The sequence below is a fragment of the Pseudomonas sp. CC6-YY-74 genome (assembly GCF_002025205.1).
In the GTDB taxonomy this organism is placed as follows: Bacteria; Pseudomonadota; Gammaproteobacteria; order Pseudomonadales; family Pseudomonadaceae; genus Aquipseudomonas; species Aquipseudomonas paeninsulae.
This window is the reverse complement of record NZ_CP019947.1, coordinates 2,266,586-2,287,904: the sequence shown is the minus strand read 5'-3', so window position 1 is coordinate 2,287,904 and position 21,319 is coordinate 2,266,586. Positions and strand designations below refer to the sequence as shown.

Genomic DNA, 21,319 nt, shown 5'->3' with positions numbered 1-21,319 from the left:
GCAATCGCGGCTGAAGCCGCTCCCACGTGGAAAGCGTGTTGCATCTTGTGGGAGGGGCTTCAGCCGCGAGCGGTTCCCGCGGCCAGCCTAGCGCAACGTCAGGTGGCGGCTGAGCAGGGCGCGCAAGGCTGCGGGTTTGACCGGCTTGGCCAGGTAGTCGAGGCCGGCGGCGTGGACTTCGGCGATCACTTCGGGGCGGCCGTCGGCGCTGATCACCACGCCAGGCACCGGCTCGCCTAAGCGGGTGCGCAGCCAGGCCATCAACTCGGTGCCGGTTTCGCCTTCGTCGAGGTGGTAGTCGACCAGGGCCAAGTGCGGGCGGACGTCCTCGTTGAGCAGGTGTTCGCATTCCAGGCGATTGCGTGCGGTCCATACCTGGCAGCCCCAGCGTGACAGCAGGCTGTGCATGCCGGTGAGGATGCTGTCCTCGTTGTCGATGCACAGCACCTGGCTGCCGGTCAGCAGCTGGCCATTGAGTTCGGCGCTGGCCGGCTTGGGTTTGGCCAGCGGGGTGCGGGCCAGCGGCACGGTGACGCTGAACACGCTGCCCTTGCCCGGCCAGGACCGCACCTCCAGCCTGTGCTCGAGCACCCGGCACAGGCCGTCGGCAATTGCCAGGCCGAGGCCGAGGCCTTTTTCGGCGCGGGTCTGGTGGCTGTCCAGACGCTTGAATTCCTCGAAGATCACCTTGCGCTTGTCTTCCGGGATACCCGGGCCGCGGTCCCAGACTTCCAGGCGCAGTTGCCCGCCTGAGCGGCGCACGCCCAGCAATACGCGACCCTTGGCGTAGCGGAAGGCGTTGGTGAGAAAGTTCTGCAGCACCCGGCGCAGCAGTTTGCTGTCGCTGTCCACGCGCAGGCGGCTGCCGCGCAGGCGGAAGTCGACGCCGCATTCGGCGGCCAGTACCTTGAACTCGGCGCCCAGGGTATCGAACAGGCTGTTGAGGGCGAAGGCGTTGCGGTCCGGGGTGATGCGGCCATTCTCCAGACGCGAGATGTCCAACAGGTCGCTGATCAGGTCTTCCGCCGAACGCAGCGAGCTGTCCAGGTGGCGCACCAGTTCCTTGGCCTCGTGCGGCAGCGCTTCCTCCTGGTGGGAGAGCGCTGCGGAGAACAGCCGCGCGGCATTCAGCGGCTGCATCAGGTCGTGGCTGACGGCGGCGAGGAAGCGGGTTTTCGACTGGTTGGCCGCCTCGGCCACGCTCTTGGCCTCGGTCAGCGCCTGATTCAGTTGTGACAGTTCATGGGTGCGTGCGGCGACCCGCTGTTCCAGGCCTTCGTTGGCGTCCTTGAGCGCCCGCTCGGCCTCGCGGAACTCGGTGATGTCGGTGAAGCTCATGACGAAGCCGCCGCCGGGCATCGGATTGCCGATCAGTTCGATCGCCCGGCCGTTGGGGAAGGTGCGCTCGTAACTGTGCGCGGTGCCCTGGCGCATCCAGTGCAGGCGCCTGGCAACGCTCTCTTCGATATCGATGTCACCTGCGCCGAGCAGGCCGCGTTGGGCGTTGAAGCGGATTAGCTCGGCAATCGGCCGGCCGACGTAGACTTGGCCGTCCGGGTAGTCGAACAGCTCGACATACCGATGGTTCCAGGCCACCAGACGCAGCGATTGATCGACCACGCTGATGCCCTGGGTGATGTTCTCGATCGCCCCTTGCAGCAGGGCGCGGTTGAACTGCAGCACCTCGCTGGCTTCGTCGACGATGCGCGCCACATCCTCGACCTGCATCTCGCGTCCTTCGATGGCCGCCTTGACCACCGCCCGGGTCGAGGAGGCGCCGAGCACACCGGCGAGCAGGCGTTCGGTGTGGGCGATCCACTCGCTGTTGGCCGGCAGGTTGGGGTTGAAGCTCTGACCCTGGCGCTGGGCACAGCGGATAAAACTCTGTTGTGCGCGCTCCGCACCGACGAAGCGGCTGGCAAGGATCAGCAAGTCGTTGACCTGGACCGCCAGCAAGCTGCGGTTGCTCGGTTTGACACCGAAGTCGTGACCGATAAAGCGGCCGGCTTGCCAGTGTTCGGAAACCCGCGTGCGGGAGAAGTAGGACACCCAGACGAACAGCAGGAAGTTACCGGCCAGCGACAGCACCACGCCGCGGGTCAGGGGGTCGACCGCGAAGCCGATCGGCGCGTAGAGCAGGCCTTGCAGGCCGGGCAGGCTGTCCAGCGACCAGCCGGCGCTGCGCGCCACCAGCGGCATGATCAGGGTGTAGAACCAGATCAGCGCGCCGAGGGCCATCCCGGCAAATACGCCGCGGCGGTTGGCCTGCTTCCATACCAGGGCGCCGAACATCGCCGGGGCCAGCTGGCTGATGGCGGCGAACGAGATTTGGCCAATGGTCGCCAGGCTGGCGTTGGAGCCGAGCAGGCGGTAGCAGACATAGGCCAGCAGCAGGATCAGTACGATGCTCACCCGGCGCGCCGTGAGCATCCAGTGGCGGAAGGCCTCGAACGGCCGCTCGGTGTTCTGTCGGTGCAACAGCCAGGGCAGCAGCATGTCGTTGGAAATCATGGTCGACAGCGCCACCGAGGCGACGATGACCATGCCGGTGGCGGCCGAGGCGCCGCCAATGAAGGCCAGCACGGCCAGGATCGGGTGCGCCTGGGCCAGCGGCAGACTGATAACAAAAGAGTCTGGCGTCACGCCGGCCGGCAGCAGCATCTGCCCGGCCAGGGCAATGGGTACGACGAACAGCGCGGCCAGCACCAGGTAGGCCGGGAACACCCAGCGGGCCAGGCGCAGGTCCCGCGGTTCGATGTTTTCCACCACGGTGACGTGGAATTGTCGCGGCAGGCAGATGATGGCGATCATCGACATGCCGGTCAGCGTCATCATCGCCGGCCAGTTCACCGCCTCGGCCCAGAATTCGTCGAGTGCGGGGGTGTTGCGGGCCTGCTCGAACAGATCGCCGAAACCGTTATAGAGGCCGTAGGTGACGAACGCGCCGACGGCGAGGAAGGCCAGCAGTTTGACAATCGATTCGAAGGCGATCGCCAGCACCATGCCGCGGTGATGCTCGGTGACGTCCAGGTTGCGCGTGCCAAACAGGATGGTGAACAGCGCCAGGACCAGCGATACGATCAGCGCGGTGTCCTGGGCGCGGGTGCCGGTGGAGTCGGCGCCAGCGCCGATCAGCAGGTTGACCCCGAGCACGATGCCCTTGAGTTGCAGGGCGATATAGGGCAGCACGCCCACCAGGCAGATCAGGGCTACGACTATCGCCAGGGCCTGGGATTTACCGTAGCGCGCCGCGATGAAGTCAGCGATGGAGGTGATGTTCTCCTCTTTGCTGATCATCACCATCTTCTGCAGCACCCAGGGGGCGAACAGCATGATGATGATCGGCCCCAGGTAGATCGGCAGGAATGACCAGAGCTGCTCGGCAGCCTGGCCGACCGCGCCGAAGAAGGTCCAGCTGGTGCAGTAGACCGCCAGCGACAGGCTATAGACCCAAGCGCGCATGCGCGGCGGCAAGGGCGCGCGGCGGCGGTCGCCATAGAAGGCGATGGCGAAGAGAATGGTCATATAGATCAAGGCGACCGCAGCGATCAGCCCGCTGGACAAAGACATGGGTACTCCGACAGCAAACTATATGGGACTTGCCCGGTCTTAATTCAGGTGCTGACCACAGCCCCTTCGAGACGAGACCATACTTCAAATGAATCCTCAGCAGTGTCGCAGTAAAGTGCCGTGCCGTCAGGCGCGACTAAGGTCGCAGGCCGGGGCGAAAACAACTCGGCTGCTAGCGCTTGGTAATTGTGGCCGAGCGTCTGCCCTGTTAGCGTGGCGCGCTTGCGTCTAGTCGGAGGAGGGACCCCATGTTCAAGCCGCAATTGATTACCCTGCAGCGCGGCGCGCTGCGTATCGAACCGATGCTCGATGCCGATATTCCGGCGCTGGTCGCCCTGGCCGAAGCCAATCGCCAGGAGCTGATCCATATGAGCGGCGCCCAGCGCCTGGATTGGTACCGCCAGGGCCTGCTCGATCAGCGTGAAGGCAAGGCGCTGCCGTTTGTCATTCGCCTCGGCGAGCAACTGGTGGGCACGACCCGTTTCGGCGACTTCATGCCGGCGCTGCCCGCCGCCGAGATCGGCTGGACCTGGCTCGATCACAGCCAGCACGGCACCGGCCTGAACGTCATGGTCAAGTACCTGATGCTGCGCCACGCCTTCGAGAACTGGCGCATGGTGCGCGTGCAGTTGAAAACCGCCGCCAGCAACCTGCGTGCGCAGCGCGCGATCGAAAAGCTCGGCGCGCAGCGCGAGGGCGTGTTGCGCAATCATCGCCGGCTGGCCGACGGGCGGCTGGATGACAGCGTGCTGTACAGCATCACCGATCAGCAGTGGCCGGCGCTCAAGCAACAGCTGGAGGCGCGTTTCAGCGGCTGATCTATGCCATCGACTGAGGTTGAGCGCACCCGTTTCTGGACGTCGCCCGAGCTGCACGGGGTCGAGCTGCTGCATGCCCACTACATCGAACAACGCTTTACCCCGCATGTGCATGAGGGTTTTGTGTTCACGGTGATCGAGCACGGCGCGCAATCTTTCCGGCATCGTGGCGGCGACCACCTGGCGCCGGTCGGCAGCATGGTGCTGATCAATCCGGATGAACTGCACACCGGCTCCAAGGCCCATGAGCAGGGTTGGCGCTACCGCGGTTTCTACCCCGATAACCGCCAGATCGTCGGAGTGATGGCCGAGCTCGAACTGGATGCGGGCGGTCTGCCGTCGTTTGCCGACAGCGTATTGCATGACCCGCAGTTGCACCGCATGTTCGCTGAGTTGCATCGGTTGCTGGACAGTCCAGCCAGTGCCTTGCAGCAGCAGACCGCCTGGCGCGAGGCGATCCTGGCGTTGTTTCAGCGCCATGCGCGGATTCCAGCTGGCCGCGCGCCAGGGCAGGAGCCGCGGGCCGTGGCGCGGGCCAAGGAATTGCTGAGCAGCCAGCTCGCCGAGCCGCCGTCGCTGGAAGCGCTGGCCCAGGCGGTCAACCTGTCACCCTTCCATTTCGCCCGGGTGTTCCGCCGCGCCACCGGCTTGCCGCCCCACGCCTGGTTGATGCAGCGCCGGCTGGAGCAGGCCCGCGCTTTGCTGAAAAACGGCTGTGCGCCGCTGCGCGTGGCCATGCAACTGGGCTTCGCCGATCAAAGCCACCTGGGTCGGCAGTTCAAGCAGACCTATGGCGTCGGCCCGGGCGCATACCGCAAGGCCTGCCGCGGCCGGCCTGGGTAGGGTGCCGTGCGCATCAGTGGCGACGGTCACTGATACCAACCCTTGGCCAGTGTGGGAGCGGTCTCGGCGGCGAACTGCAGCGTCCGCAACACCGCCTGGTTGGTTCGCAGATCGAGTCGCCTGGGTTCGCGGCTAAAGCCCCGCCCACAGATGTGCAGCACCGCGCAGGGAAGGGCTTCTGCGACATTGCCTGTCCCGCACGAGCCACTGCGCAAGATCGTTCAAGACCGTCCTCGCGCTGCGCGGTAACCTGCGCAGTCCAAGGAGGCTCCATGTCCCGTCAACACGAATTCGCCCAAGGCGCCCGCGACATGCTGCCGATGCTGCTCGGCGCCGTGCCCTTCGGCATCATCTTCGGCAGCCTGGCCGGGGCCGCCGGCCTGAGCCCCTGGCAGACGCTGGGCATGTCGCTGCTGGTGTTCGCCGGTTCGGCGCAGTTCATCGCCATCAGTTTGCTGGGCGCCGGTACCGGCCTTGCCGTGTTGCTGCTCACCACCCTGGTGGTCAACCTGCGCCACGCCCTGTACAGCGCCAGCCTGCAACCTTACGTCCGTCATCTGCCCAAGCGTTGGCGCATGCCGCTGGCCTTCTGGCTGACCGACGAGGCCTACGCGGTGGTGCTGCAGCGCTATACCGCTGCGGACAGCTCGGCGCACAAGCACTGGTACTTTCTCGGGGCGGCCCTGGCCATGTACCTGAACTGGCAGCTGTGCACCCTGATCGGCGTGCTGTTCGGCCAGCGCGTGCCGAATCTCGCCGCCTGGGGTTTGGACTTCGCCATGCTGGCGACCTTTATCGGCATCGTCGTGCCGATGTTGCGCAATCGCCCGCAAGTTGCGGCGGCGCTGGTGGCCGGTGCGGTGGCGCTGGCCTGCCATGCCTGGCCATACAAGCTCGGCTTGCTGGCCGCGGCGTTCAGCGGGATTGTCGTGGGCGTGCTGCTGGAGCGGTGCAATGAACGAGTCGAAGAGGAGCTGGCCTGATGGATAACTGGTGGTTGATTCTCGGCATGTTGGCGATCACCTTTTCGATTCGCTACAGCCTGTTCGCCTTTCCCGACTTGCGCTTCCCGCCGCTGGTGCGCCAGGGCCTGCATTTTGTGCCGACCGCGGTGCTGACCGCCATCGTGCTGCCGGGCATGTTGCTGCCCGATGGCCAGCACTGGGCGCTGCGCCTGGACAATGCCTACCTGTGGGCGGGGCTGGCGACTATCGCCATCGCCGCCATCACCCGACATTTATTGGCGACCATCGGCGGCGGTCTGCTGGTGTTCTTCCTGTTGCGCTGGGCAATGGGTCAGTTGCCGCTCTAAGAGGGTGTTTACAAATTACTGCGCTCGGCCATGCTGCGTTGAAATCAGCCTCAAAATGCTCATGTACTACTCGTACACTCCGCTTTTTCGGCTGATTTCGCCTTGCCTGGCCATCGCTCGCTACTTTTGTAAACACCCTCTAAGCGCTTGTGAAATAACGCCTGTCTACTGCGGCGTGGCGCCGCGAACGCCTGGAGCTAGCCTCGCGACGGCGCTCGATATGTTCACCACCGCTGCGGCGGTTTTGCCGAACGCCGGGCAAAAACCGTCGATCGTTGTGGCTTTGCTACGGCTTGTTGCAGTCCAATGCTGGACGGGCGCCGCGGCGCTCGCGGTTTTCCCGGCCTTGCACGGCCCTAATGCCAGGTACATGGACGATGACCCAACACTCGCAATTCCGCCTGCTCGGTTCCAGGCGCTTCCTGCCGTTTTTCCTCACCCAGTTGCTCGGCGCCTTCAACGACAACATCTTCAAGCAGTCGCTGATCCTCGCCATCCTCTACAAGCTCAGCTCCAGCGCGGACAGCAGCCTGCTGGTCAATCTCTGCGCGCTGCTGTTCATCCTGCCGTTCTTCCTGTTTTCCGCGCTCGGCGGGCAGTTCGGCGAGAAATTCGCCAAGGACAGCCTGATCCGGGCGATCAAGTTCGCCGAGATCCTGATCATGCTGGCCGGCGCCGCCGGGGTGCTGCTGGGCAACCTGCCGCTGATGCTCGCCGTGCTGTTCTGCATGGGCACCCAGTCGGCGCTGTTCGGTCCGGTGAAGTATTCGATCCTGCCGCAGCACCTGCGCGAAGAGGAACTGGTCGGCGGCAACGCCCTGGTCGAGATGGGCACCTTCCTGGCCATTCTCGCCGGCACCATCGGCGCCGGCATCATGATGGCCAGCAGCGGCTATGCCAGCCTGGTCGCCGGCACCGTGGTCACGGTGGCGGTGCTCGGCTATCTGGCCAGTCGTGGCATTCCCCGCGCCCATGCGGCACTGCCGGAGCTGATGCTGGACTGGAACATCTTCCGCCAATCCTGGCGCATCATGCGCCTGGGCCTGGCCGAACAACGTCCTTCGGTGTCGCGCTCGTTGGTGGGCAGCTCCTGGTTCTGGTTTCTCGGGGCGGTCTATCTGACCCAGATCCCGGCCTATGCCAAGCAGTGGTTGTACGGTGACGAGAGCGTGGTGACCCTGATTCTCACCGTGTTCTCGCTGGGCATCGCGCTGGGGTCGATGCTGTGCGAGCGGATGAGCGGGCATAAGGTGGAGATCGGCCTGGTGCCGTTCGGCTCGATCGGCCTGACCCTGTTCGGCGTGCTGCTCTGGTGGCACTCGGGTGGTTTCCCGCAGGGCATCCAGGCCCACGACTGGCTGACGGTGCTGGGCTACGGCCAGGCCTGGTGGGTACTGTCCTCGATTCTCGGTATCGGTTTATTCGGCGGTCTCTACATAGTGCCGCTGTATGCGCTGATCCAGTCGCGTACTGCGGAACACGAGCGGGCGCGGGTGATTGCCGCGAACAACATCCTCAACGCGCTGTTCATGGTGGTTTCGGCGATTGTCTCGATCCTGTTTCTCAGCGTCGCCGAGCTGTCGATTCCGCAGTTGTTCCTGGCGATTGCGCTGATGAATGTCGCGGTCAACAGCTACATCTTCAAGCTCGTCCCCGAGTTCAGCATGCGCTTCCTGATCTGGCTGCTCGGGCACTCGATGTACCGGGTCGAGCATCAGGGGCTGGACGCGATTCCCGAGGAAGGGCCGGCGGTGCTGGTGTGCAACCACGTGTCTTTCGTCGATGCCCTGCTGGTGGGCGGTGCGGTGCGCCGGCCGGTGCGTTTCGTCATGTATTACAAGATCTACAACCTGCCCGTGCTCAACTTTATCTTCCGCACCGCCGGCACCGTGCCGATTGCCGGGCGCAGTGAGGATCTGCTGATCTACGACGCGGCGTTCAAGAAGATTGCCGAATACCTGCGTAACGGCGAGTTGGTGTGCATCTTCCCGGAGGGCAAGTTGACCGCTGATGGCCAGATCAACGAGTTCAAGAGCGGTATCGAGCGCATCCTCGGAGAAAACCCGGTGCCGGTGATTCCCATGGCGCTGCAAGGCCTGTGGGGCAGCTTTTTCAGTCGAGATCCGCGCAAGCGCCTGTTCAGGCGCCTGTGGTCGCGGATCAAACTGGTGGCGGGCGCGCCACTCGGCGCCGAGCAGGCCGATCGGCAGCTGTTGCAGGCGCAGGTGACGGCGTTGCGTGGCGATCTGCGCTGAACAGCGAGGATCAATGCGCCGCGCCACCGGTCGTGCCGGCGGGTAAGCGCCTGGTCAGCAGCACCGCGAGCATGCTGATGGCGAGGGCGATACCGATGCAGTGGAAGGCATCGTTGTAGGCCATGATCGCCGCCTGCTGATGGGTGATCTCGCTGAGCTTGGCCAGGGCCGCCTGCTCGCTGCCCAGCGTTTCGGTCAGGAGCGCCAGACGCTCGGCGACCTGCGGGTTGCTTGGCACCAGGGCCTCGCGCAGGTAGTCGAAATAGACCTTGGCGCGGCTGTCGAGCAGGGTCGCGAGCAGGGCGATGCCGATGGCGCCGCCGAGGTTGCGCAGGATGTTGAACAGGCTCGAGGCCGAGCCGGCATCTTGCGGCAGCACGTAGGCGGTGGCGATCAGCGAGATGGTCACCATCACCAGCGGCTGACCGAGGGCGCGGATGATCTGGATATGATTGAACTGCTCGCCGGCGAAGTCCGGGTTGAGTACCCCGGAGGCGAAGCTGGCGGCGCCGAACAGGGCGAAACCCAGGGCGCAGAGCAGCTTCGGCGACACCACTTTCATCAGCAGTGGCACCAGGGGAATCAGGAATAACTGCGGAATGCCCATCCACATGATCACCTCGCCGATCTGCAGGGCGTTGTAGCCCTGGATCTGCGCCAGATACAGCGGCAGCACATAGATAGAGCCGTACAGGCCCATACCCAGGCCGACGCTGGAAATGCCCGCCAGGCCGAAGTTGCGCTCGCGCAGCACGCCGAGGTTGATCAACGGGTTGGGCCGTGACACTTGCAGGATGATGAACAGCACCAGGCTGATCGCCGCGATGCTGCCGAGCCCGGCGATCAGGTTGGACTCCAGCCAATCCTTGCGGTGGCCTTCCTCAAGAAACACCTGCAGGCAACCCAGGCCCAGGCCGAGGGTGAGAATGCCGGCATAGTCGCTGGTTTTCAGCAGCTCCCAGTGCGGCGCTTTCTTTTCCAGACCGTAGAGCAGCCCGGCGATCATCAACAGGCCAGGCACCACGTTGATATAGAAGATGTATTTCCAGCCGAAGTTTTCCGTTAGCCAGCCGCCCAGGGTCGGTCCGATGGATGGAGCGAAGGTCGCTGTCAGGGCGAACAGTGCCATGCCTTTGGCGCGATGGTGTTCGGGCAGTTTGATCAGGATCAGGGTGAACGCCAGGGGGATCAGTGCGCCGCCGGTAAAACCTTGCAGGGCGCGGAACACGATCATGCTCTCCAGGCTCCAGGCCATCGAGCAGAGCAGTGAGGCGGCCAGGAACCCTATAGACACCCACACCGCCAGGCGTCGCGCGGAGAGGAGCTGGACCAACCAGGCCGTCATCGGAATCATGATGATTTCGGCAACCAGGTAGGAGGTGGAGATCCACGAGCCTTCCTCCAGGGTGGCCGACAACGCACCCTGGATATCCTTGAGTGAGGAGTTGGTGATCTGGATGTCCAGTACCGCCATGAAGGCGCCGAGCAGGGCGCTCATCACCGCGATCCAGTCGCGCCGGCTGGGTTCGCCAGTGGGGCGAATCAGCGCATCAGCCGCCATGCTGTTGATCGGTCTGGATGTCGACCTTGACCTCTACCGACATGCCCGGACGAATCAGGCCCTGGAGCGGATTGTCCACGGCGAAGGTCAGTTTGATCGGGAAGCGTTGCACCACCTTGGTGAAGTTGCCGGTGGCGTTATCCGGTGGCAGCAGGCTGAACTGTGCGCCTGAGGCGGCGAACAGGCTGTCGACCCGGGCCTCGATGGGGGTGTCGGGGAAACTGTCGAAAGTCAGTTCGGCGCTTTGTCCAGGTCGCATACGCCCGATCTGGGTCTCCTTGAAGTTGGCCTGAACCCAGATGTCCTGATCCGGTACCAGCGACAGCAGATAGGCCCCGGCTTGCACGTATTGGCCGTTGCGTGCGGCGCGCTGGCCGATAAAACCGCTGATGGGTGCGAGGACCTCGGTACGCGCGAGGTTCAGCTGTGCTTGGGCCAGGTCGGCGCGGGCGCTGGCGATCTGCGCGTCAAGGCGTTTGATCTCGGCTTGCAGGCTGTTGATCTGCTGGCGCTCGGCTTGTAGATCCGCCTGGGCCTTGCTCACCTGTGAGCGCGCGATGCGGCTGTCGGCCGCCAGGGTGGTCACCCGCTCCTCGGAGACATAGCCGGGTTTGCGCAGGGTTTGCGCGCGTGACAAATCGATTTGGGTACGTTCCAGGATGGCTTCGCTGGCCGTTACGCCAGCCTGGCTGGCGGCAATCAGACTGGCCTGCTGGCTCAGTTTGCTCTGCGCCTGAAGCCGTTCGGCTTCGCGGGTGGCGAGGACGGCCTGAGCACGCTGCTGCGCCAGTTCGAAGTCAGCGCTTTCCAGTTTCAGCAACAACTCGCCCTGCTGTACATGCTGGTTATCACCCACCAACACCTTGACGATGCGCGCGCCAAGCTGGCTGGAGACGCGGGTGATTTCACCCTGGACATAGGCGTTGTCGGTGCTTTCGAGATAGCGCCCGACGAGCAGCCAGCGGGCGGAGAAGGCCGCAGTGATGAGGCCGAGTACGACCAGGAAGATAAGTAGGCGACGTTGCAGTTGGGCAGGCATGGCAGGCGCTCGAAGCTCGGGCAAGAGGGTGTTTGCAACATGGCATCGGTGAATCTAACAGTGTTTCTTTGGAGTCTGTAAGGCTAAAATTCATAAGCTTTGTTGCTTATGGGGAACAATAATGGGTCTTGATGATGCCCTGATCTTCACTCGTGTGGTCGAGTGCCACAGCTTCACCCATGCTGCTCTGGGGCTGGGCATGCAAAAATCCACGGTCAGTCGACGCATTGCCTTGCTCGAGGAACGCCTCGGCGTACGTCTGCTCAATCGCACCACGCGCAAGCTGCGCCTGACTGAAGTCGGTCAGGCCTATTACGAGCGCTGTCGGCAGATCATGCTCGATTTCGCCGAGGCCGAGCAGGCGGTCATGCAGCTACAGCAGGAGCCATCCGGTTTGCTGCGCATCACTGCGCCGATTGAATTTGGTCAGCTGTTTCTCGGTCGCGTGCTTGGCGATTTTATGCGTCAGTACCCGCTAATCACCGCCGAAGTGGAACTGACTTCACGGCATGTCGATCCGGTCGAGGAGGCTGTGGATATCGTCATCCTGGTCGGCCAGCCACAGGACTCCACGCTGATCGCGCGCAAGTTGTTCGAGACCAACCGCTCCTTGTGCGCCAGCCCCGACTACCTGGCCCGGCATGGCACCCCACGGACAGTCGCCGAGTTGGCGTCGCATCGGGCGATTCTGTTGCCGCATGACTCGCCGCGTCACTGGCCGCTGCTCGGCGAAACCATTGCGTGCCAGCGGGTCTTGACCTCGAACAACATTACGTTTGCTCGTGAAGCGGCGTTGGCGGGGGCGGGAATTGCCGGCCTGCCGGTCATGATCAGTGAGCGCGCGGTGCAGGAGGGGCGGTTGGTCGAGCTGTTGGCGGAGGCTCGATTGCCGGTTGGCGAGTTGTATGCGGTCTATCCTTCCCGGCGGTTCCAAGCGATGAAGGTGAAAACCTTCCTCGATTTCCTGATGAATAGTCTGCCGTTCTAAGGTGGCCGGCTGCTGGAGCCGGCAGTGCCGGGGCTGTTAATATCGCCGTCTTAATCGGTTTTCGCTTCACTTCTTCGAGACTCGCCATGACCACCGTCCGCACCCGTATTGCGCCATCGCCGACCGGCGATCCGCACGTAGGCACTGCCTATATCGCCTTGTTCAACCTGTGCTTTGCCCGTCAGCACGGTGGTGAATTCATTCTGCGTATCGAGGACACCGACCAGGTACGTTCTACCCGCGAGTCGGAACAGCAAATCTACGACGCCCTGCGCTGGCTCGGTATCGAATGGAGCGAAGGCCCTGATGTCGGCGGTCCTCACGGTCCTTATCGACAGAGTGAACGTGGGCATATCTACCAGAAGTACAGCGCCGAGTTGGTGGACAAGGGCCACGCCTTCCACTGCTTCTGCAGCGCCGAGCGCCTGGACCAGGTTCGCGCCGAACAGATGGCAGCCAAGCAGACCCCGCGCTATGACGGCCACTGCATGCATTTGTCAGCAGAGGAGGTGCAGCCGCGCCTGGCGGCCGGCGAGCCTAACGTGGTGCGCATGAAGGTGCCGACCGAAGGCGTTTGCGTGGTGCCGGACATGCTCCGCGGCGAGGTCGAGATTCCCTGGGATCGCATGGACATGCAGGTGCTGATGAAGACCGATGGCCTGCCGACCTACTTCCTGGCCAACGTGGTCGACGATCACCTGATGGGTATCACCCATGTATTGCGCGGTGAAGAGTGGCTGCCGTCGGCGCCCAAGCTGATCCTGCTGTACGAATACTTCGGCTGGGACAAGCCGCAACTGTGCTACATGCCGCTGCTGCGTAACCCGGACAAGAGCAAGTTGTCCAAGCGCAAGAACCCGACCTCGATCACCTTCTACGAGCGCATGGGCTTCCTGCCGCAGGCGATGCTCAACTACCTCGGGCGCATGGGCTGGTCGATGCCGGATGAGCGTGAGAAGTTCAGCCTCGACGAGATGATCGAGCATTTCGATATCCAGCGTGTGTCCCTGGGTGGGCCGATCTTCGACCTGGAGAAGTTGTCCTGGCTCAATGGGCAGTGGATGCGTGAGCTGAGCGTCGAGGCGTTTGCCGCGGGCGCGCAGCAGTGGGCATTCAACTCGGACTACATGATGCAGATCGCCCCGCACGTGCAGGGGCGGGTCGAGACTTTCAGTCAGATCGCTCCGCTGGCCAGTTTCTTCTTCGCCGGTGGCGTCAACCCCGACGCCAAGCTGTTCGAACACAAGAAGCTGTCGCCGGATCAGGTGCGTCAGGTCATGCAGTTGATCCTGTGGAAGCTGGAGGCGCTGCGTCAGTGGGAAAAGGACAAGATCACCGGTTGCATCCAGGCGGTGGTCGAGCATCTTGAATTGAAGCTGCGCGACGCCATGCCGCTGATGTTCGCCGCGATTACCGGTCAGGCCAGCTCGGTATCGGTACTCGATGCGATGGAAATTATCGGCCCGGACCTCACCCGTTTCCGTCTACGCCAGGCCATCGAGTTGCTCGGCGGGGTGTCGAAGAAGGAAAATAAGGAGTGGGAAAAGCTGCTGGCGTTCATCGGCTGATCGCGACTTTGCTGGTAGAACAGGGTAAGTGGTTGTTCTGTCAGCATAAAGAAAGCAGCTATAGGTAAAAATTTTGTTGACAGTAGGGGGGGCGTGCTCTTAACATGCGCCCCGTCCTTGAGATGGGGCTATAGCTCAGCTGGGAGAGCGCTTGCATGGCATGCAAGAGGTCGACGGTTCGATCCCGTCTAGCTCCACCAATCTCAAAGCCGAAAGGCTTGCCACAGTCAGCATTCGTGTTGGCTGAGTTTTGAAGGGTATTTGCGTCCCCTTCGTCTAGTGGCCTAGGACACCGCCCTTTCACGGCGGTAACAGGGGTTCGAGTCCCCTAGGGGACGCCACTATTTAAAAAGCAGCTCCGTTGGGAGTTGTGAGCCGCGAGGCGATAAATCTGGGGGTATAGCTCAGCTGGGAGAGCGCTTGCATGGCATGCAAGAGGTCAACGGTTCGATCCCGTTTATCTCCACCAAATTTAGCAGTCATAACACTGCCACGGGCCAGCGTAAGCTGGCCTTGTTTTTCGAAGGTTTCGTCCCCTTCGTCTAGTGGCCTAGGACACCGCCCTTTCACGGCGGTAACAGGGGTTCGAGTCCCCTAGGGGACGCCATTTTTGCCCGCTCTGCGGGACTTTTAAAGGGTCATTCTTCACGGAATGGCCCTTTTGTTTTTTTTGCTCCGACTTCCCTTCCGATTAACCAACCCGACCAGCGGTAAGGCTTTCTGCTTGCTTAAATTTATTACGAGCATAATATTTCAATCGTAATATTTTGGAGGTGAGTATGAACGACAAGAAAGCCCAAACCCGTGAACGCATTCTTTCTGCGGCCAGTGCCGCGTTGGTGCAGCGCGGCCCCGCCGAGCCGAGTGTCGGCGAGGTGATGGGCGCTGCTGGGCTGACCGTGGGTGGCTTCTATGCGCACTTCGAGAGCAAGGACGCGCTGATGCTGGAGGCGTTCAGGCAGTTGCTCGGCCAGCGCCGCGAGTTGATTAAGCAGATGGACAGCGATCTGCCGGCCGACGAGCGCCGGGCACTGATCGCGGCGTTCTACCTGTCACGCAAGCACCGCGATGCTACCGAACAAGCCTGCCCGCTGCCGAGTTCGCTGGGCGAGCTGACGCGTCTGCCCGAGGGCTTTCGCACGGCTCTGGCCGAGCATCTGGAGTTGATGGTGGCGCAGTTGTCGGCAAGCCCTGAGGACGCTTCCCGTGTGCTTGCCGATATCGCCTTGATGGTTGGGGGGTTGGCGCTGGCGCGGGCGCTGGGTCCCGGCGAGTTGTCTGACCGCGTTCTGCGTGCCGCCAAGTCGGCGATCGTTTGAGGCAATCGGTTGAGGAGAAGGACAATGAGCAATCTGAATTGGGTTCGTGGGTTCAATGCCACCGTCGGCTGGGTGGCGCCGCAGGTAGTGGCAAGCAAGATGCGCCGGCAATTCATGACGCCGCGCGAGTTGCCGCCACGCGCTTGGGAGCTGCCGCTACTGACTCAGGCCGAGCGCATCACCTTGCGTTTCGGGCTTTCGGCATTGCGCTGGGGCAGTGGGCCGACGGTGTTGCTGATGCACGGTTGGGAAGGCCGGCCGACCCAGTTCGCCGAGCTGATCAAGGCGCTGGTGCAGGCCGGGTATGCCGTGGTCGCCCTGGATGCCCCGGCGCATGGGCGCTCGCCAGGGCGGGAGGCGAATGTGGTGGTGTTCGCCCGCGCCCTGCTCGAGGCCGCCAGTGAATTGCCGCCATTGCAAGCAGTGATCGGCCATTCGATGGGGGGCGCCAGCGCCTTGCTGGCAACGCAGATGGGCTTGCGTGCCGAGGCGGTGGTCAGCATCGCGGCGCCGAGCCGGATTCTCTCCATGCTGCGGCTTTTCGCGCGCTATATGGGCTTGCCTGCCCAGGCGCGGGCGCATTTTATCCGTCTGGTCGAGGAAAAGGCTGGGATGCCGGCCGGGCACCTCGATGTGGCGCGCTACCAGCTGGATTTTCCGGGTTTGATCGTGCACGCCGCAGATGACCCGGTTGTGCCGTATAGCGAAGCACAGGCGATCCATGAGGCCTGGTTCGACAGCCGGCTGTTGCGTCTCGAGCAGGGCGGGCATCAGCGGGTCTTGTCTGACCCGCAGTTGGTGCAGGCGGTTATGCAGCTATTGGCTGCGCTGCGTCAGACCTCGTCAAGCAAGCTGGCCTCATAACTTTCTACGCGATTGCGGCCGGCCGCCTTGGCTCGATAGAGAGCCTGGTCGGCGTGCTGCAGTAGTTGTTCGCTGTCCGCACTGTCGGGTAGCCCGGCGCACACGCCGATGCTGATGGTCAGGCCGATGGTCTGGCCTTGATAGGTGCAGGGATGGCGGGCCAGATCAGCGCGCAGTTGTTCCGCCAGGTCATGAGCGCCGGCCTGATCGGTATCGTTCAGTACGACGACGAACTCTTCGCCGCCGAAGCGGGCGAGCAGGTCACCGGCGCGCAAGCGTTGCTGCAGGCGTTGGGCAGCGTGGTGCAGGCAGGCATCGCCGGCCAGATGGCCATAGTGGTCGTTGACCTGCTTGAAGTGGTCAAGGTCCATCATCAGGATGGCCATGGGGCGCTGGCTGCGCACGGCCTGGGCCAGGCTTCGGTGCAATTCGTCGTTAAGGGTCTGCCGGTTGAACAGGCCGGTCAGGCTGTCCCGGCGATTCAGCTCGGACAGTTGCTGGTGGGCGCCGGAAAGCGCCTTCAGGGCCTGTTCCAATTCTGTTGTGCGTTCCTTGACGCGGATCTCCAAGCCCTCGTTGAGCTGTCGTTGCAGGCACAGGCCCTTGGCCTGTGCCACGCGCAGTTGTTGCTCCTGGGCGAGCAGTTGCGCCTGGGCCAGACGTTGGGCGCTCTGCGCCTGGCGGATGCGCACTGCCAGGGCGATGGAAAAAACCACCAGCTCGATCAGTCCACCGATCTGTTGCGCGTGCAGGGTCAGCAACGAGTTGGCGATCAAGCCAGTGCCGCTGAGGATGCTGAACAGGCTGGCGCTGATCAGTACGAACCAGCCGATGGCGAAGAGGCGGGCGGGTTTATAGCCTTCTCGCCAGCGCAGCAGGGTGAACAGGCAGGCGAGTGCGGCGCAGGCGATGACCAGGGCGAAACCGCCGAGCAGTGCTACTCGATAGGGGGCGAGCAAGGACAAACCGATGACCAGCCAGGTGAAACCCAGCAGCACGCGCACGACCTGGGTGTAGCGCGGCGATGCATGCCTGAGGTCGAGCACTCCATAGGTGAACAGAATGCCGAACAAGGTAGTTACTGCCGAACTGAGCGGGAAACTCAGTTGGTGCCAGTTAAGCGATTGCGGCCAGAGCCATTGCAGGGAGAAGCCGAGCTGGATGAACTGGTAGCCGCCGAAACTGGCGACGAACAGGCTGTACCAGAGGTAGTCGCGGTCACGGGTGATGACGAAGATCGACAGGTTATAGATCAGCATCGCCGCCAGTGCGCCGAAGAACAGCCCTTGCAGGAGCAGCATGCGTTGTTCATGGCGGTCGAAGGTGGCGCTGGTCATCAGGCTGGCGCTGAGGTTGGCCGAGCCTTCGGTCTGCATGCGCAGGATCAGCTCGCGGCTTTCCCCGGCGGCCAGGTGTAGTGGTAGCAGCAGTTGCCGGTGTTCGATCCAGCGCGCCGCGAATGGGCGCTGATCGCCAGAGCTGTAGACCCGCTCGCCATCCAGGCCATAGGCATCCAGATAGTCCAGCAGCGGGTTAGCGATCAGCAGTACCCAGTCCATGTTGCGGGATTCGGGGTTATGCAGTTGCAGGCGTAGCCAGTAGGCGTTACCGCTATAGCCGAAGCTGGCATCGCGGCGGGCAACCGGTTGCCAGGCCGAGTCTGGCAGGCTGCGTACATCATCTATATCTGCCTGCTTCTGCGGATCATGCCAGACCTGCATGAAAGGCCCCGGCAGCACGACTTGCTCCGTCGTGGTCAGAGAGAGCACATCCGCCTGGCTCAGGCTGGGCAGGAGCAACAACAGCAACACGCGTAAGGCTGCAATCACGTGCAAGTTTCTCGGGTAAGTGACGGTCGAAATGAAGCCGCGCAGGTTGATATCCATAAGGCCTGCAGGGCGATAGCCTAGTGGCTTCGGCCGATTAACCAAAATACTTTAGGCATTTAGTGGCTTGCAGCTGCGGATGGGCACAGGCGCGCTGGGGTGAAGCCAGCGTGTAGAGTGCATGGAGTCAGCGCGTATTTAGCGCCTAGAATAGTGCGCTGGCCAACCTGGCAGTCCATCACTTCAAGATTCAGGAGTAACCCCATGAGCCCGACGGTGAAGATCACTCAAGCGCCGATGCGCCTTGTGCCTGTGCGCTGCTGGCGGCAGCCCGTGACCAGGCTTGCGAGCGCGTTGAGCAACAAGTTGAGCTCCAATCTGGAGCAGCCGCGATGAGTTGGGACCTGGCTAATCCATTTGTGCTCGACATCAGCGTGGTTGCCGACGATATCGACGGCCTCGGGCATGCTAATAACGCGGTCTATGTCAGCTGGCTGGAGCGCTGCGCCTGGCGTCACTCGCAATACCTGGGCCTCGATCTGGCCGAATACCGCCGGCTCGACCGGGCCATGGCGGTGCTGCGCCATGAGATCGATTACCTGGCTAGCGCCTATGAAGACCAGGAGCTACAGATGGCCACCTGGATTGTCGAATCGGATCAGCGCTTGAAGATGGATCGGCGCTTTCAGCTGGTCCGTCCAGCGGATGGCATCACCCTGTTGCGAGCCAAGACCACGTTCGTCTGTATCGAACTGTCCAGTGGCAAACCCAAGCGCATGCCGGTCGAATTCGTCGAAGGCTACGGCCGTGCTTTGCAGTTGCCCTTTCCGCTGGAGCTTTGACTCGCGCGGTTATTGCAGTTGCGGGGCAAGGAACAGTGCATTGTTGTCGAGCATTACCAAGTACTGCTTGGTCTCTCCTGCCTTGAGTAGAACCGACTGGCCGCTGGCCAGGCCAGCTGCATCGCAGTTGTCAGCTGATTTCAGGCGTGCCCTGAGATAGAGCGTGCCGGCCGGCACATCCAGGCTCACCGACTTGCCGGCTGGCAGTTGTGCCACCGGCTTCTGCTCCACGAGCAACTCGACAGCGCAAGTGTTGGGCACCTTGCGGTCGCGGCCGATAACCAGTTGGGCCGTGTCTTCGGGGCGGGTCGCAGTGCGGATTCGCCGGTTTGCCGTGACTCTGCCTGGCTCAGGCCGAGGCTGACGTACAGGCTGGCGAGCAGTATAAGGATGCGCATGTTCGTCCTCCGTAGCGTTGTAGTGTCCCGGTAATGGACTCCCTGAAGCCGGCGGCGTTCCATTTCGTTGGTGTACGCCTGCCTTGGCGGGCATTTCATTCAGGGCAATTCGTTGCGTACACTACGCGGCGTTTTTTCGAGATTTTTTCTATGCAGATCGCCCTTGCACCGATGGAAGGATTGGTCGATGAGATCCTCCGCGATGTGCTGACCCGGGTCGGCGGCATCGACTGGTGCGTGACCGAATTTATCCGCGTCACCGAGCGAGTGCAGCCCGCCTCGACCTATCAGAAGCTGGCGCCGGAACTGTTCAGCGCTGCGCAAACGGCGGCCGGTACGCCATTGCGCGTGCAGTTTCTCGGCTCCGATCCGCAGTGCCTGGCGGATAACGCGGCCTTTGCCTGCGGCCTCGGTGCGCCGGTGATCGACCTCAACTTCGGCTGCCCGGCGAAAACCGTGAACAAGTCCCGTGGCGGCGCGGTGTTATTGAAAGAGCCGGAACTGCTCCATGCCATCGTCCGCGAGGTGCGCCGCACGGTGCCGGCCGGGATTCCGGTAACGGCCAAGATGCGCCTGGGTTTCGACCATAAGGACTACGCCCTGGAATGTGCCGAAGCACTGGCCGAAGGCGGGGCGTCGCAGCTGGTGGTGCATGCGCGCACCAAGGTCGAGGGCTACAAGCCGCCGGCCCATTGGGAGTGGGTGGCGCGGGTGCAGGAGGTGGTCAAGGTGCCGGTGTTCGCCAATGGCGAGGTGTGGACGTTGGACGACTGGCGCCGCTGTCGCGAAATCAGTGGCGTCGAGGACATCATGCTTGGCCGCGGCCTGGTGGCGCGGCCGGACCTGGCCCGGCAGATTGCCGCGGCGCGGGCCGGGCAGGCCGTGGTCGAAATGGACTGGGCCGCCATGCAGCCCTTGCTCGCCGATTTCTGGCGGCAGGCGCGGCGCAAGATGTCCCCACGCTATGCCCCGGGACGCTTGAAACAATGGCTGGCGATGCTCACCCGCAGCTATCCCGAGGCGTTCGCGTTGTTCAATGCGCTGCGCCGGGAGAGCGATTGCCAGCGTATCGATGCGTTGCTCGGGATTGATTGTCCCGCTGACCATCAGCCAGCAGCCGGCTTTTGTCGGGTGGGTTAGCCACTGAGCCGCTATTCGGGCAGGGCTGCAGTTTGTCACGGTGTAACCCAGCGTTGCGCTGTGCCTGCTGGCGCTCTTCGGCTCGCGCGGCGTCTTTTTCGGGTTTCTTCGGGCGCCGCGCGCTTCCCTGAAGTGCGCCGCGACTTATCCGGCGAGGGTAGTGCGCATGGCACTACTCAGCGGCCGCCGCTGACATCCAGCAGGGCGCCGCTGGTGTAGGACGCCTGTTCGCTGGCCAGCCAGAGAATCGCCTGGGCGACTTCCTCAGCCAGACCGCCGCGGCCCATGGGTACGCTCTGGCTGACCCGGGCGACCCGTGCCGGTTCGCCGCCGCTGGCGTGGATCTCGGTGTCGATCACCCCTGGGCGCACGGCGTTGACGCGAATACCTTCGGCGGCGACTTCCTTGGCCAGACCCAGGGTCAGGCTGTCGATGGCGCCTTTGGCGGCGGCATAGTCGATGTATTCGCCGGGCGCGCCGAGGCGGGCTGCCGCCGACGACAGGTTGACGATGGCACCACCACTGCCGCCATGGCGGGTCGACATGCGTTTCACCGCCTCGCGGGCGCAGAGAAAGCTGCCGAACACGTTGACGGCGAAGACCCGCTGCCAGCGGCCGAGGTCCATCTGTTCCAGGCGCATCTGCTGTTCCAGTATGCCGGCGTTGTTGACCAGCACGTCGAGCCGGCCGAAGTGCTGGTCGATGCGGGTGAACAGTCGCAGTACCTGGGTTTCATCGGCTACGTCGGCCTGCACGGTGATGGCCTGTCCGCCGGCCGCGACGATTTGTTCAGCCAGAGCCTCGGCGGCTTGGTTGTGCTGGCGGTAATTGAGGCATAGGGCATAGCCCTGGGCTGCTGCCAGCCTGGCGGTGGCGGCGCCGATGCCGCGGCTGGCGCCGGTGATCAGCATGACTTTACGCATGGGACGGGTCTCCGGGATGGTCTGGCCGCGGCTGGCTGCGTGGCACGGGTGTT

Annotated in this window: 17 protein-coding genes and 4 tRNA genes; 15 read left to right on the top strand and 6 right to left on the bottom strand. The window is 63.2% G+C overall.

Going from position 1 to position 21,319, the window contains the following annotated elements; translation table 11 throughout:
- Positions 1-87: 87 nt before the first annotated feature.
- Positions 88-3,570 (bottom strand): PAS domain-containing hybrid sensor histidine kinase/response regulator, encoded by a 3,483-nt coding sequence (locus B2D37_RS10450; protein WP_079202620.1) that lies wholly within the window; start codon positions 3,568-3,570, stop codon positions 88-90.
- 248 nt (positions 3,571-3,818) lie between these two features.
- On the opposite strand from B2D37_RS10450, the gene B2D37_RS10445 reads away from it, so the two are divergent.
- The 5 genes from B2D37_RS10445 (at position 3,819) to B2D37_RS10425 (ending at position 8,798) form a co-directional block, all read left to right on the top strand.
- A complete protein-coding gene (locus B2D37_RS10445) occupies positions 3,819-4,388 on the top strand; it encodes a GNAT family N-acetyltransferase (protein ID WP_079202619.1) in 570 nt (189 codons plus the stop codon).
- A gap of 3 nt (positions 4,389-4,391) precedes the next feature.
- Complete coding sequence (locus B2D37_RS10440) at positions 4,392-5,231, top strand: AraC family transcriptional regulator (protein WP_079202618.1); 840 nt, start codon at positions 4,392-4,394, stop codon at positions 5,229-5,231.
- Between the two features lie 272 nt (positions 5,232-5,503).
- Positions 5,504-6,214, top strand: a complete 711-nt coding sequence (locus B2D37_RS10435; RefSeq protein ID WP_079202617.1) for an AzlC family ABC transporter permease — start codon at positions 5,504-5,506, stop codon at positions 6,212-6,214.
- Positions 6,214-6,543, top strand: coding sequence for an AzlD domain-containing protein (locus B2D37_RS10430; RefSeq protein WP_079202616.1), 330 nt, complete (start codon positions 6,214-6,216; stop codon positions 6,541-6,543). Before B2D37_RS10435 ends, B2D37_RS10430 begins: the two co-directional genes overlap by 1 nt.
- Before the next feature lie 377 nt (positions 6,544-6,920).
- A complete protein-coding gene (locus tag B2D37_RS10425) occupies positions 6,921-8,798 on the top strand; it encodes an MFS transporter (protein WP_079202615.1) in 1,878 nt (625 codons plus the stop codon).
- A 10-nt stretch (positions 8,799-8,808) separates the two neighbouring features.
- Here B2D37_RS10425 and B2D37_RS10420 read toward each other — a convergent pair whose 3' ends face one another.
- A complete protein-coding gene (locus tag B2D37_RS10420; protein ID WP_177345277.1) occupies positions 8,809-10,299 on the bottom strand; it encodes an MDR family MFS transporter in 1,491 nt (496 codons plus the stop codon).
- A 49-nt stretch (positions 10,300-10,348) separates the two neighbouring features.
- Positions 10,349-11,398 (bottom strand): HlyD family secretion protein, encoded by a 1,050-nt coding sequence (locus tag B2D37_RS10415; RefSeq protein ID WP_079202613.1) that lies wholly within the window; start codon positions 11,396-11,398, stop codon positions 10,349-10,351.
- A gap of 121 nt (positions 11,399-11,519) precedes the next feature.
- On the opposite strand from B2D37_RS10415, the gene B2D37_RS10410 reads away from it, so the two are divergent.
- From B2D37_RS10410 to B2D37_RS10375, 8 genes are all read left to right on the top strand, one after another.
- Positions 11,520-12,386: a LysR family transcriptional regulator gene (locus tag B2D37_RS10410; protein WP_079202612.1), complete on the top strand. Its 867-nt coding sequence runs from the start codon at positions 11,520-11,522 to the stop codon at positions 12,384-12,386.
- A gap of 86 nt (positions 12,387-12,472) precedes the next feature.
- Positions 12,473-13,954 (top strand): glutamate--tRNA ligase, encoded by a 1,482-nt coding sequence (gene gltX, locus B2D37_RS10405; RefSeq protein WP_079202611.1) that lies wholly within the window; start codon positions 12,473-12,475, stop codon positions 13,952-13,954.
- Between the two features lie 124 nt (positions 13,955-14,078).
- Positions 14,079-14,154: transfer RNA gene (locus B2D37_RS10400), tRNA-Ala, on the top strand.
- Positions 14,155-14,219: 65 nt separating this feature from the next.
- Positions 14,220-14,295: transfer RNA gene (locus B2D37_RS10395), tRNA-Glu, on the top strand.
- A gap of 52 nt (positions 14,296-14,347) precedes the next feature.
- Positions 14,348-14,423 (top strand) — tRNA-Ala (locus B2D37_RS10390).
- Positions 14,424-14,485: 62 nt separating this feature from the next.
- Positions 14,486-14,561, top strand: a tRNA-Glu gene (locus B2D37_RS10385).
- 172 nt (positions 14,562-14,733) lie between these two features.
- On the top strand, positions 14,734-15,273 hold the full coding sequence (locus tag B2D37_RS10380) for a TetR/AcrR family transcriptional regulator (RefSeq protein ID WP_079202610.1): 540 nt from the start codon (positions 14,734-14,736) through the stop codon (positions 15,271-15,273).
- Between the two features lie 24 nt (positions 15,274-15,297).
- On the top strand, positions 15,298-16,137 hold the full coding sequence (locus B2D37_RS10375; RefSeq protein WP_079202609.1) for an alpha/beta fold hydrolase: 840 nt from the start codon (positions 15,298-15,300) through the stop codon (positions 16,135-16,137).
- Here the strand turns inward: B2D37_RS10375 and B2D37_RS10370 are convergent.
- A complete protein-coding gene (locus B2D37_RS10370) occupies positions 16,107-18,023 on the bottom strand; it encodes a diguanylate cyclase (protein WP_079202608.1) in 1,917 nt (638 codons plus the stop codon). The two genes, B2D37_RS10375 and B2D37_RS10370, sit on opposite strands and share 31 nt — an antisense overlap.
- Positions 18,024-18,355: 332 nt before the next feature.
- Between B2D37_RS10370 and B2D37_RS10365 the strand changes: the two genes are divergently transcribed.
- A complete protein-coding gene (locus B2D37_RS10365) occupies positions 18,356-18,805 on the top strand; it encodes a thioesterase family protein (RefSeq protein ID WP_079202607.1) in 450 nt (149 codons plus the stop codon).
- Between the two features lie 9 nt (positions 18,806-18,814).
- Here the strand turns inward: B2D37_RS10365 and B2D37_RS10360 are convergent, their stop codons facing one another.
- Entirely contained in the window at positions 18,815-19,021 is a 207-nt protein-coding gene (locus B2D37_RS10360; RefSeq protein ID WP_154067074.1) for a hypothetical protein, read from the bottom strand.
- Positions 19,022-19,353: 332 nt separating this feature from the next.
- Between B2D37_RS10360 and B2D37_RS10355 the strand changes: the two genes are divergently transcribed.
- Positions 19,354-20,343 carry a tRNA-dihydrouridine synthase gene (locus B2D37_RS10355; RefSeq protein ID WP_079202605.1) on the top strand — a complete coding sequence of 330 codons (990 nt, stop codon included), beginning with the start codon at positions 19,354-19,356 and terminating at the stop codon, positions 20,341-20,343.
- A 176-nt stretch (positions 20,344-20,519) separates the two neighbouring features.
- Here the strand turns inward: B2D37_RS10355 and B2D37_RS10350 are convergent, their stop codons facing one another.
- A complete protein-coding gene (locus tag B2D37_RS10350; protein WP_079202604.1) occupies positions 20,520-21,266 on the bottom strand; it encodes an SDR family oxidoreductase in 747 nt (248 codons plus the stop codon).
- Positions 21,267-21,319 lie beyond the last annotated feature (53 nt).

Excerpts from the sequence above, each read along its gene's own strand:
- B2D37_RS10450 (WP_079202620.1), bottom strand. The coding sequence starts at position 3,570 with ATGTCTTTGTCCAGCGGGCTGATCGCTGCGGTCGCCTTGATCTATATG.
- B2D37_RS10445 (WP_079202619.1), top strand. The coding sequence starts at position 3,819 with ATGTTCAAGCCGCAATTGATTACCCTGCAGCGCGGCGCGCTGCGTATC.
- B2D37_RS10435 (WP_079202617.1), top strand. The coding sequence starts at position 5,504 with ATGTCCCGTCAACACGAATTCGCCCAAGGCGCCCGCGACATGCTGCCG.
- B2D37_RS10375 (WP_079202609.1), top strand. The coding sequence starts at position 15,298 with ATGAGCAATCTGAATTGGGTTCGTGGGTTCAATGCCACCGTCGGCTGG.
- B2D37_RS10365 (WP_079202607.1), top strand. The coding sequence starts at position 18,356 with ATGAGTTGGGACCTGGCTAATCCATTTGTGCTCGACATCAGCGTGGTT.
- B2D37_RS10415 (WP_079202613.1), bottom strand. The coding sequence starts at position 11,398 with ATGCCTGCCCAACTGCAACGTCGCCTACTTATCTTCCTGGTCGTACTC.
- B2D37_RS10380 (WP_079202610.1), top strand. The coding sequence starts at position 14,734 with ATGAACGACAAGAAAGCCCAAACCCGTGAACGCATTCTTTCTGCGGCC.
- B2D37_RS10440 (WP_079202618.1), top strand. The coding sequence starts at position 4,392 with ATGCCATCGACTGAGGTTGAGCGCACCCGTTTCTGGACGTCGCCCGAG.
- B2D37_RS10430 (WP_079202616.1), top strand. The coding sequence starts at position 6,214 with ATGGATAACTGGTGGTTGATTCTCGGCATGTTGGCGATCACCTTTTCG.
- B2D37_RS10350 (WP_079202604.1), bottom strand. The coding sequence starts at position 21,266 with ATGCGTAAAGTCATGCTGATCACCGGCGCCAGCCGCGGCATCGGCGCC.
- gltX (WP_079202611.1), top strand. The coding sequence starts at position 12,473 with ATGACCACCGTCCGCACCCGTATTGCGCCATCGCCGACCGGCGATCCG.
- B2D37_RS10410 (WP_079202612.1), top strand. The coding sequence starts at position 11,520 with ATGGGTCTTGATGATGCCCTGATCTTCACTCGTGTGGTCGAGTGCCAC.
- B2D37_RS10425 (WP_079202615.1), top strand. The coding sequence starts at position 6,921 with ATGACCCAACACTCGCAATTCCGCCTGCTCGGTTCCAGGCGCTTCCTG.
- B2D37_RS10355 (WP_079202605.1), top strand. The coding sequence starts at position 19,354 with ATGCAGATCGCCCTTGCACCGATGGAAGGATTGGTCGATGAGATCCTC.
- B2D37_RS10370 (WP_079202608.1), bottom strand. The coding sequence starts at position 18,023 with ATGGATATCAACCTGCGCGGCTTCATTTCGACCGTCACTTACCCGAGA.